Genomic DNA, 10,530 nt, shown 5'->3' on the forward strand with positions numbered 1-10,530 from the left:
CCGATTTCAGCCCTACCCGAGGGTGGTCTTGGCCAAACCGGGAAAGTCTGTAATCAGGCTGTCCACGCCAAAATCAGCGAGCCGGCGCATCAGTGCCGGTTCGTTGACCGTCCATACCGACACATGCAAACCCTGGCCCTGCGCTTTGAGCAGGCGCTCGGGGGTGCACAGTGTCCAGTTCAATGCCAGCAGCTCGCAGCCGTAGTTCTGCGCGACCTTCAGCGGGTCGAGCCAGGCGTACTCGGCGACCAGCCCGCGCTTCACGTCCGGCACCAGCTCCAGCGCGGCGCCCAGTACTTCCCGTGAACTCGAGGTGATGGTCACTTTGTCCAACAGGCCGTACTGCTGGGCCAGTTCGCGGATGGCCAACACGGTGGTGGCGGCGCGGGTGCGCGAGGCACTCTTGACCTCCAGCTGCCAGTGCTCGAAGGCGCATTTTTCGAACAGTTCTTCCAGCCGTGGGATAGGGCAGGGCTGCACATGGCCCGGGCCGCCCTTGCGTGCGTCGTAGGTGACCAGGTCGGCAGCGGGGTGTTCGACGACCTTGCCACGCCTTCCGGTGGTGCGTTTGAGGCTAGGGTCGTGAATGACCATCAGCTCGTTGTCGGCCGACAGGTGCAGGTCCAGTTCGCAGCGGTTGACGCCGTGGGACAGGCACTGGCGGAAGCTGTGCAGGGTGTTCTCGGGCGCTTCGCCCTTGGCGCCGCGGTGGCCATAGATAAGGGTCACGTTCGTTCCTTCAGGTCAAGAATGAAAAGGCTCAGGGGGCGGGGTCGCTCTGTTCCAACTGCTGGCGCCGTTGCTGCTGTTGGCGCTGCAGGATGTAGCGGGCCAGCAACTGGCGCTGGGCGTCGGTCATGTCGGTGAATTCGGTGCCCAGTTCGAAACTGCCGTCGGGCTGCGGGTCGCAGTGGGTGACCTTGCCGCGCAGCAGCAAACCGTGGGCGCGGGGCATCAGCACCATCTTCACCTTGACCCGGGTGCCGGGGGCGATCTGCTGACGCTGCGCGAACTCGATGCCGCCTTCGGAGATGATCACTCGTTGCGGCTGGCCGATCTCGCCGAGCAAGGTTTGCGCGACCACTGCGCTGAGCAGGTCCAGGCGCTTGCTCTGTGCCCGCAGAAACGCAGCCAGTGTGCGGTCCTTGTCGCTCAGCTGGCGCAGCAGGTGCTGCGACTCGAAGTCGGACAGGTGCAGCTCGCTGAGCAGGTTGAACAACGGCGAATCATCCTGCAACAGTTCTGGCTCAAGGGCTTCGGCCGCGCTCAAGGGGCTGATTTCCAGTGCGATCCGATCTTCGATGCGGTAGTATTCGCGGCGATCTTCTTCGTCTAATGTCGTCATGGCGAACCCATGGTAGCGGCGGTGGTCCGAGTGTAAAGCCGCCACAGGCGCCTCGCCACAAGGACGTTCCCTTTCATCCGAACAAGCCCCGACATGTTCAGACCTCTTTTCGCATTCATCGGTACGCGTTACACCCGTGCCAAGCGCCGTAACCACTTCGTCTCGTTCATATCCCTGACCTCGATGATCGGCCTCGCCCTGGGCGTGGTGGTGATGATCGTGGTGCTCTCGGTGATGAACGGTTTCGACCACGAGATGCGTACCCGCGTGCTCGGCATGGTCCCTCACGCCACGCTCGAGAGCGGCCAGCCGATCAACGACTGGCCCGCCCTTGCTCAACAAGTAAAGCAGAATCCGCAAGTGCTGGCGGTAGCGCCCTACACCCAGATGCAGGGCCTGCTGACCCATGACGGCAAGGTGCAGAAGGTGCTGCTCAACGGCATCGACCCGGCCCGCGAACGTGAGGTGTCGATCATCGACAACTTCATCCAGCAAGGCCGCCTCGACCAGCTGGCGCCGGGCGAGTGGGGCATCATGATCGGCGACAAGGCCGCCGCCAAGCTGGGGGTGGCCATCGGCGACAAGCTGACCTTCGTCGCCCCGGAAGTCAGCGTTACGCCGGCCGGCATGTTCCCACGCATGAAGCGCTTTACCGTGGTGGGCACCTTCCACGTCGGTGCTGGCGAAATCGACGGCTACCTGGGCCTGACCAACATCGCCGACCTGTCCCGCCTGCACCGCTGGAAGCCGGACCAGGTGCAGGGCCTGCGCCTGAAGTTCGACGACCTGTTCCAGGCGCCGCGTGTGGCCTGGAGCATCGCCCAGCAGCTGGGCGAACAGGAGTACTACAGCCGCGACTGGACCCGTACCCACGGCAACCTCTACCAGGCGATCCGCATGGAGAAGGCCATGATCGGCCTGCTGCTGTTGCTGATCGTCGCGGTGGCGGCGTTCAACATCATTTCCACCCTGGTGATGGTGGTCAACGACAAGCGCGGTGACATCGCCATCCTGCGAACCCTGGGCGCCACACCTGGGCAGATCATGGCCATCTTCATGGTTCAGGGGACGGTGATCGGGGTGATTGGCACACTGATCGGCGCTGTGGTCGGCATTGTCGCCGCGCTCAATGTCAGCGCAGCGATCGCCGGCATCGAGAAGCTGATCGGGCACAAATTCCTCAACGCCGACGTGTATTTCATCGATTACCTGCCGTCGCAGATCCAGTCCCAGGACGTGTACATGGTCTGCGGTGCGGCGCTGGTCCTGAGTTTCTTCGCCACCCTGTACCCGGCCTGGCGTGCGGCGCGCACCCAGCCTGCAGAGGCGCTACGTTATGAGTGAGTCGCGCATGAGTGATAAAGCCGTTCTGAGCTGCCGCAACCTGGGCAAGTCCTACGACGAGGGCCCGGAGTCGGTGAAGGTGCTGTCCGGGCTCAACCTTGAGCTGCACGCCGGTGAGCGGGTGGCCATCGTTGGCAGTTCGGGCTCGGGCAAGAGTACCTTGCTCAACCTGCTGGGCGGCCTCGACCGGCCGACCCAGGGCAGCGTCTGGCTGGCCGGCGAAGAGTTGTCGGCACTGGGCGAGCGCGCGCGCGGCCTGCTGCGCAACCGTGAGCTGGGCTTCGTTTACCAGTTCCACCACCTGCTGCCCGAGTTCACCGCGATGGAGAACGTGTGCATGCCACTGCTGATCGGCCGCACCGCCATCCCCGAAGCCCGCGAGCGCGCACAAGCACTGCTGGAGCGTGTGGGCCTGGGCCACCGCCTGCACCACAAGCCTGCCGAGCTGTCCGGCGGTGAGCGCCAGCGCGTGGCGATTGCCCGTGCGCTGGTCAACCGCCCGGGCCTGGTGATGCTCGACGAGCCGACCGGCAACCTCGACCACCACACCGCCCAGGGTATCCAGGAGCTGATGCAGGAGCTTTCCAGCTCTTCGCGCACGGCGTTCCTGGTGGTGACCCACGACCTCAACCTGGCGCGCCAGATGGACCGCGTGCTGAAACTCGACGACGGTCACCTGGTGGCGATCTGAGCCGCTTGCACGGGGTGGCCTGAGCCGCCCCGCAACTCTTTCATTGGGTGTTTTACATGTTCAGACCCTTGCCCTTGTTCATCGGTGCGCGCTACACCCGTGCCAAGCGCCGCAACCATTTCATCTCGTTCATCTCGATGACCTCGATGATCGGCCTGTCGCTGGGCGTGCTGGCGATGATCGTGGTGCTGTCGGTGATGAACGGCTTCCAGCGCGAAATGAGCTCGCGCATCCTCGGCCTGGTGCCGCATGCCAGCATCCTCGGTGTGCAGCCGCTGGACGACTGGCGCAAGGCCGCTGACGCCGCCCTGCAGAACCCAGCGGTTGGGGCCGCCGCGCCGATCACCGAGATGGAGGGCATGCTCTCCTACAAGGGCGCCATGCAGCCGATACAGGTCAGCGGCATCGACCCGGCCGAGGAGGGCAACGTCTCGATCGTTGGCCAGCACATCGTCCAGGGGCGCCTGCAGGCCCTGCAGCCGGGTGAATACGGCGTGGTCATCGGCGAGCTGACCGCGCGGCGGTTCCGCCTCAATACCGGTGACAAGCTGACCCTGATCGTGCCGGAAATCAGCAAGGAGCCGGGCGGTATCACCCCGCGCATGCAGCGCCTGACGGTGGTCGGTATCTTCAAGGTGGGCGCCGAGCTGGATGGCTCGCAGGCGTACATGCATGTGGCCGACGCCGGCGAGATGCAGCGTTGGGCACCGGGCCAGGTGCAGGGCGTGCGCCTGAAACTGCATGATCTGTATGCCGCGCCACAGGTGTCCAAGGCCATCGCGGCCGGGCTGGGTGATGCCTACCGTGCCGATGACTGGTCGCACACCCAGGGCAGCCTGTTCAGCGCCATGAAGATGGAAAAGACCATGATCGGCCTGTTGCTGATGATGATCATCGCCGTGGCGGCATTCAACATCATCGCCACCCTGGTGATGGTGGTGAACGACAAGGGGCCGGACATCGCCATCCTGCGCACCCTGGGGGCCACGCCGGCACAGATCATGGGTACCTTCATGGTCCAGGGCAGCCTGATCGGCATTGTCGGTACCTTGATTGGTGGTGTGCTCGGGGTGATAGCCGCGTTCAATGTCAGCCAGATTGTCGGCTGGCTGGAGCGGGTGAGCGGGCAGCATATCTTCACGTCGGATGTGTACTTCATCAGCAGCCTGCCCTCCGAGCTGCAGTGGGGGGATGTGGCGATCATCTGTACGGCGGGGTTGGTGATGAGCTTCCTGGCGACCATTTATCCTGCGTATCGGGCTTCGCAGGTGCAGCCGGCGATCGGGCTGGCGGTCTGAAGCGTCATTGCCGGCCCCATCGCCGGCAAGCCGGCTCCCACAGGTACGGTGCAGCACTTGATGGCGCTGCTGTACCTGTAGGAGCTGGCTTGCCGGCGATGGGCTGCAAAGCAGCCCCGCGATCTAAAGATTTTCGCTGAACTCAATCAAGAACCGCGTCCAGCCGCCCCCACACTCCGCCCGGATACTCCCACCATGGGCCTGGATGATCGAGCGGGTAATCGCCAACCCGAGCCCCGCATGTTCGCTGCAGCCTTCCCGCCGCGACGGGTCCACCCGGTAAAACCGATCAAACAGCCGAGGCAATGCAGCAGGCTCAATCGGCATGCCGGTATTGGCCACGCAGATGCTTGACCCAGGCGCCAGCGTCACGCGTATTTCCCCGCCCGCTGGCGTAAACCGCAGGGCGTTGTCCAGCAGGTTGGACAGCGCCCTGCGCAGCATGTGCCGGTCGCCCTGCAGCGTCGCTTCACCTTCGCGCACCAGCGCTACCGCGCCCTCTTCGGCCAGCGGTGCGTAGTACTCGAGCAATGCATCGACCTCGTCGTGCAACGCCAGCGCCGCCTGCCCAGGCACCAGCAGGCCATGGTCAGCCTTGGCCAGGAACAACATGTCGTTGATCATCTGCGCCATCCCTTGCAGTTCTTCCAGGTTGCCATGCAGGGCCTCGCGGTAGTCTTCCAGGCTGCGCGGGCGGGTGAGGGTGACCTGGGTGTGGGTCAGCAGGTTTGAGAGCGGCGTGCGCAGTTCATGGGCGATGTCGGCGGAAAACGCCGAAAGGCGCTGAAAGGCGTCTTCCAGGCGCTGCAGCATCGCATTCACGGTGCTGGCCAGCGCTGCCAGCTCTTCGGGCATCTGTGCGACGGGCAGGCGTGTGGTCAGCGAGCGCGCCGAAACGCTGGCAGCCACCTGGCCCATCTGCCGCAACGGCTGGAGCCCGCGGCGTGCGGCCCAGGCACCCAGCAGCGCCGTGGCCAGTGCCGACAGGCCCACCGTCAACCAGATCAGGCGCTGCATGCCCTGCAGAAAATGCTGATGGTGGGTGATGTCGAGAAACAGGGTCAGCCGGGCCTCAGGGTTCAGCCGCACAGCCAGGCTGCGGTAGTCGACGCCGCCCGCATGCACAGTCGCCAGGCCGGTGGCGGTGGGGGCATCGGGCAATGCGTTGCGGCTGGCGTACCATGCGCGGCCATCGTTGCCGGTGATGCGCAAGGCCAGGTCGGCCTGGTGGCTGAGCTCGTTGCGCAGGGCTGGCAGCAGGGTTTGCAGGTCGCTTTGGCGTTCCAGCCCGGAGAGTTGGCTACGCAGCAGCGACAGGCGCGATTCGAGCAATTGCTGGTCGAGTTCGATGAAGTGCTGCTCGCTGCCGCGGTTGAACAGCAGCCCGGCACCGAGCGAAACGGCGGCGGTACAGGCGGCGAACAGCAGTGCCAGGCGGCTGCCGAGGGAAAGCCTGCGCATCAGTCGTTGCGCTCTTCGAGTACATAGCCCATGCCGCGCACGGTGTGGATCAACTTGTTGGGGTGCGGGTCATCGATTTTCAGGCGCAAGCGGCGGATGGCGACCTCGATGACGTTGGTGTCGCTGTCGAAATTCATGTCCCACACCTGCGAGGCGATCAGCGACTTGGGCAGGACTTCGCCCTGGCGGCGCAGCAGCAATTCGAGCAGGGCGAACTCTTTGGCGGTAAGGTCGATGCGCTGGCCTGCGCGCTCGGCGCGGCGGCGGATCAGGTCCAGGCGTATGTCGGCCAGTGCCAAGGTAGTGTCCTGGCTGGGGCTGGCACCGCGGCGCAGCAGGCTGCGGACCCGGGCCAGCAATTCGGAAAAGGCAAACGGTTTGACCAGGTAGTCGTCGGCGCCCAGCTCCAGGCCGTGCACGCGGTCCTCGACGGCGTCGCGCGCGGTGAGGAACAGCACCGGCGTGTCCAGGCCGGCCTGGCGCACGGCCTTGAGGATCTGCCAGCCATCACGGCCTGGCAGCATCACGTCGAGGATCAGCAGGTCGTGATCGCCGCTCAGGGCCAGGTGCTGGCCGGTTTCGCCGTCGGTAGCCAGTTCGGTGGCAAAGCCCGCTTCACTGAGGCCCTGGCTCAGGTACTGGCCGGTGCGGGCCTGGTCTTCGACGATCAGCAGTTTCATGCAATGCCCACAGGTACGGTGTGATGGCTGAAATGATACGTGACTATCCCAGCCGCCGGCCAAGCTGACAAAGTTGTAATCTTCCCGTCAGTCAGCTGCCAGTCAGCGCTTTCTAAAGTGGCCTCATCCCTGCTGTAAGTACTGGAGTCATCATGAAACACCTGTTCATCGCCGCCGCCCTTGCCCTGGTCAGCCTGCCCAGCCTCGCAGACGGTGGCAAAAGCTTCGCCTTTGGCGAGCCAGCCCCGGCGGCGAAGGCCACCCGCACGGTCGAGGTGGTGTTGAAGGACATCGCCTTCGAGCCCCAGAGCCTCAAGGTCAAGGCCGGTGAGACCGTGCGCTTTGTCCTGATCAACAAAGGCCAGCTGCCCCACGAATTCAACCTGGGCGACAAGGCCATGCACGCCGAGCACCAGAAAGAAATGGTCGCCATGCAGGGCAAACTGTTCACTGCCGGCATGAACCACGATGGCATGGACCACGGCCAGATGAACCACGGTGATCACGGCCATGACGCTGGCAACACCGTGCTGGTGCAGCCCGGCCAGCGTGCCGAGCTGACCTGGACCTTCCGCCAGTCGGCGCCCATCGAGTTCGCCTGCAACGTGCCGGGGCATTATCAGGCTGGCATGGTCGGGCCGCTGACCATCGAGTGACTTGCGCTGCAAGGCGGGGTGTAAAAACGGTAGACTAAGGGCATTTCCAAACCTTCAGGTCAGTTTGCATGCATCCCGCCGCCGAACATTCCCCGCTGGGCAAGTCCAGCGAGTACATCGCCACCTACACGCCCTCGCTGCTGTTCCCGATCCCGCGCACGGCCAAGTGGGCCGAGCTGGGCGTTACCGCCCAGACTCTGCCGTGGCAAGGCGTGGATTACTGGAACTGCTTCGAACTGTCCTGGCTGCTGCCGTCGGGCAAGCCGGTGGTGGCGATCGGTGAGTTCGCCATCCCTGCCGATTCGCCGAACATCATCGAGTCGAAGTCGTTCAAGCTCTACCTCAACTCCTTGAACCAGACTGCGTTCGCTTCCATCGCTGAGCTGCAGGCTTGCCTTGAAAAGGATTTGTCGGCGGCTGCCGGCAAGCCGGTGGGTGTGAAGGTGCGTACGTTGGCAGAGGTGGAGGCGCAGGGTGTCGTGGCGCTGCCAGGGCAGTGCATCGATGCGCTGGACGTGGCCATCAGCAACTACGAACAGCCACAGCCCGAGCTGCTGCGCTGCGACCCGGAACGTGTAGTGGAAGAAACCCTGCACAGCCACCTGCTCAAGTCCAACTGCCCGGTGACAGGCCAGCCAGACTGGGGCAGCGTGGTGGTCGAGTACAAGGGCCGGGCGCTGGACCCTGCCAGCCTGCTGACTTACCTGATCAGCTTCCGCCAGCATGCCGACTTCCACGAGCAGTGCGTGGAGCGGATCTACCTGGACTTGAAAAACCTGCTGCAGCCTGAGCATCTGACCGTGTACGCGCGGTATGTGCGCCGGGGTGGGCTGGATATCAACCCGTACCGCAGCACAGCGGCGATAAACCCTGAGAATGTGCGTCTGGTGCGGCAGTAGTTCTGACATCACTGGGCCGTTTCTCGGCCCATTCGCGGGGCAAGCCCGCTCCCACAGGTACACCGAGCAGTGCCTAACCTGTGGGAGCGGCCTTGTGTCGCGTAAGGGCCGTGAAGCGGCCCCAGCTATCGTCAGATGCCCATGCTGTGCAGCGAGTTGACAATGCTGCGCAGGGTTGCGGTCAGGTCCGGGTGGTCGGCCTCGAAGCGCTCTATGGCCAGGTTGACACCGTCCACCACGTTGTTGTCCGGCGTGGCTTCTTCAAGCTTCAGTTGCGCCTCGATCTGCCTGGCTTCCTCGTGTAGCGCGGCCAGTTCTTCATCGGTAAGCGGTACGTTTCGATCCAGTTGCTCGCGCAAGCTGTTCAGGCGCTCTTGCAATTCGCGGGCAGGCATTGGTTGTTCTCCATCAATGGCTTGGCAAGGCATGGACCTCAGCGAAGCGGCAAAGGTTCGTGCCTGTCTTCAGCGTAATCCACTCGCCGGTGCTTTGCATGATCCGCATCAAGGGTGCTGTGTCAGGGTTTTTCACCTTTGCGCCGGCGCAAGGCAATGTCGGTCAGGCAGGTGTCCAGCGCTTCGAGGTGGTCGATCACCGAGTGCACGCCCAGGCGGAACAGCTCCAGCGTGGCCTTGCCGCGGGCCAGCTCTTGTTCCTGTTGGCTCATGCCTTGCCACGCCTGCGAGCCGAGGTCACAGGATGGGCTGCAGGCAGCCAGGCCAATGGTCCACAAACCGGCGTTCAGGCCCGACTGCAGCAGGCGCGGTTCACCGCTGACCAGTACGCAGCCGTCCAGGCATCGGCTGTCGATTGCCATCAGTGCCTGCCAGCAGGCGTTCGGCGCCGGCCAGCGCACGCCATTGGCCACGTGCCCCGGCAACCAGTCGGGTAGCACGCTGGCCAGGCGTTTGCCCTGGGTGCTGCTCAGGTCGTCGAGCCAGATGCACGGCACCTGCCGGCGGCGCAGGCAGGCGAGGGTGTCGAGGGCCCCGGGGGCGGGCAGGGGGCTGCCGCTGGCGGCCTGGACCAGGCAACCGCGCAGGCCGAACAGCACAGCGGTGAAGGCGGGCGCATCGTGCATGGCAACTTCCCTGAAATATTTCGCAGGCTATGCGGTCATTGTTACGGGCCTATGACGCTCAACACATGTTCACAAAATATTGAGCAAAAATTTGTAAAGCTGTTTATCAGCCCGCAAGCCTCTATACTGCCGCCTTACCAGCGGCGTACCTGTTGCGCTTGCGGCCGAGAAATTCGATGGAGAAACATCTATGCGTAGGATCGGTGCCGGTGTGATCGAGCGAGTCACCCAGGCCTGTGTCTGTGCCAGCTTGCTGCTGGCACCCGTGGCAGCCACCCAGGCAGCCACCGAGGAGGATCCCTGGGAGACGGTCAACCGGCCGATCTTCCGTTTCAACGATATCCTCGACACCTATGCCCTCAAGCCATTGGCGCAGGGCTACCAGGCAGTAACTCCCCAGTTCCTCGAGGATGGTATCCACAACGTCTTCCGCAACCTGGGCGATGTCACCAACCTGGCCAACAACGTGCTGCAGCTCAAACCGCATGCGGCGGGCGTGGACACGGCGCGGCTGATCGTCAACACCACCTTCGGCCTCGGCGGTTTCTTCGATGTGGGCACCAAGATGGGCCTGCAGCGCAGCGACGAAGACTTCGGCCAGACCCTCGGCTATTGGGGCGTACCCAGCGGCCCGTACGTGGTCATCCCGCTGCTTGGCCCGAGCACCGTGCGTGACGGCCTGGCCAAGTACCCGGACAGCTACACCAAGCCGTACCGCTACATCGACCACGTGCCGACCCGCAACTCGATCTTCGCCCTGGATATCGTCGATACACGCGCCAGCCTGCTGTCCGCTGAAAAGCTGATTCAGGGTGACAAATACATCTTCATTCGCAACGCCTACCTGCAGAACCGTGAGTTCAAGGTGAAGGATGGCGAGGTCGAAGACGATTTCTGAGTCAGGCCTGTGCTGAAAAGGCGACCTTCGGGTCGCCTTTTTCGTAACAGTGTCCCGTCCTGAATAAGGTTTACACCTCCCATCCCGAATTTCCGGAGAGTCAGATGGAGCAAGGTGTAAAGCGCACACAGCGAGATTACTCACTGTCTTTTAAATTGGCGGTGGTTGATCAGATTG

General features: G+C 63.6%; 12 protein-coding genes. 6 read left to right on the forward strand and 6 right to left on the reverse strand.

Features of this window, described 5'->3' with window-relative positions; genetic code table 11:
- Nucleotides 1-12 precede the first annotated feature (12 nt).
- Nucleotides 13-729, reverse strand: a complete 717-nt coding sequence (locus tag ABEH27_RS12385; RefSeq protein ID WP_346613854.1) for a glycerophosphodiester phosphodiesterase — start codon at nt 727-729, stop codon at nt 13-15.
- 31 nt (nt 730-760) lie between these two features.
- Complete coding sequence (locus ABEH27_RS12390) at nt 761-1,345, reverse strand: PilZ domain-containing protein (RefSeq protein ID WP_346613856.1); 585 nt, start codon at nt 1,343-1,345, stop codon at nt 761-763.
- Nucleotides 1,346-1,438: 93 nt separating this feature from the next.
- On the opposite strand from ABEH27_RS12390, the gene ABEH27_RS12395 reads away from it, so the two are divergent.
- The 3 genes from ABEH27_RS12395 to ABEH27_RS12405 are packed head-to-tail and all read left to right on the forward strand — an operon-like array spanning nt 1,439 to nt 4,678.
- On the forward strand, nt 1,439-2,689 hold the full coding sequence (locus ABEH27_RS12395) for a lipoprotein-releasing ABC transporter permease subunit (RefSeq protein WP_346613857.1): 1,251 nt from the start codon (nt 1,439-1,441) through the stop codon (nt 2,687-2,689).
- A 7-nt stretch (nt 2,690-2,696) separates the two neighbouring features.
- Nucleotides 2,697-3,380 (forward strand): lipoprotein-releasing ABC transporter ATP-binding protein LolD, encoded by a 684-nt coding sequence (gene lolD / locus ABEH27_RS12400; RefSeq protein WP_346613858.1) that lies wholly within the window; start codon nt 2,697-2,699, stop codon nt 3,378-3,380.
- Nucleotides 3,381-3,436: 56 nt separating this feature from the next.
- On the forward strand, nt 3,437-4,678 hold the full coding sequence (locus tag ABEH27_RS12405) for a lipoprotein-releasing ABC transporter permease subunit (protein WP_346613859.1): 1,242 nt from the start codon (nt 3,437-3,439) through the stop codon (nt 4,676-4,678).
- Nucleotides 4,679-4,801: 123 nt separating this feature from the next.
- On the opposite strand, the gene ABEH27_RS12410 is transcribed toward ABEH27_RS12405, so the two are convergent.
- Nucleotides 4,802-6,142, reverse strand: a complete 1,341-nt coding sequence (locus tag ABEH27_RS12410) for a heavy metal sensor histidine kinase (protein ID WP_346613870.1) — start codon at nt 6,140-6,142, stop codon at nt 4,802-4,804.
- Complete coding sequence (cinR, locus tag ABEH27_RS12415; RefSeq protein WP_346613860.1) at nt 6,139-6,819, reverse strand: two-component system response regulator CinR; 681 nt, start codon at nt 6,817-6,819, stop codon at nt 6,139-6,141. The genes ABEH27_RS12410 and cinR overlap by 4 nt, the downstream gene beginning before the upstream one ends.
- A gap of 152 nt (nt 6,820-6,971) precedes the next feature.
- Between cinR and ABEH27_RS12420 the strand changes: the two genes are divergently transcribed.
- Both ABEH27_RS12420 and queF read left to right on the forward strand, forming a co-directional pair.
- Entirely contained in the window at nt 6,972-7,475 is a 504-nt protein-coding gene (locus tag ABEH27_RS12420) for a cupredoxin family protein (protein WP_346613861.1), read from the forward strand.
- A 68-nt stretch (nt 7,476-7,543) separates the two neighbouring features.
- On the forward strand, nt 7,544-8,374 hold the full coding sequence (gene queF / locus ABEH27_RS12425; RefSeq protein ID WP_346613862.1) for an NADPH-dependent 7-cyano-7-deazaguanine reductase QueF: 831 nt from the start codon (nt 7,544-7,546) through the stop codon (nt 8,372-8,374).
- A 131-nt stretch (nt 8,375-8,505) separates the two neighbouring features.
- On the opposite strand, the gene ABEH27_RS12430 is transcribed toward queF, so the two are convergent.
- Together ABEH27_RS12430 and ABEH27_RS12435 are read right to left on the reverse strand one after the other, a co-directional pair.
- Nucleotides 8,506-8,769 carry a DUF4404 family protein gene (locus ABEH27_RS12430; RefSeq protein WP_346613863.1) on the reverse strand — a complete coding sequence of 88 codons (264 nt, stop codon included), beginning with the start codon at nt 8,767-8,769 and terminating at the stop codon, nt 8,506-8,508.
- Between the two features lie 122 nt (nt 8,770-8,891).
- Nucleotides 8,892-9,455 (reverse strand): phosphonoacetaldehyde phosphonohydrolase-related protein, encoded by a 564-nt coding sequence (locus ABEH27_RS12435; protein WP_346613864.1) that lies wholly within the window; start codon nt 9,453-9,455, stop codon nt 8,892-8,894.
- Between the two features lie 190 nt (nt 9,456-9,645).
- On the opposite strand from ABEH27_RS12435, the gene ABEH27_RS12440 reads away from it, so the two are divergent.
- Nucleotides 9,646-10,353, forward strand: coding sequence for a VacJ family lipoprotein (locus tag ABEH27_RS12440; RefSeq protein WP_346613865.1), 708 nt, complete (start codon nt 9,646-9,648; stop codon nt 10,351-10,353).
- Nucleotides 10,354-10,530 lie beyond the last annotated feature (177 nt).

Origin of the sequence: Pseudomonas sp. P39-UII1, assembly GCF_039672635.1 — a bacterium.
GTDB lineage: Bacteria > Pseudomonadota > Gammaproteobacteria > Pseudomonadales > Pseudomonadaceae > Aquipseudomonas.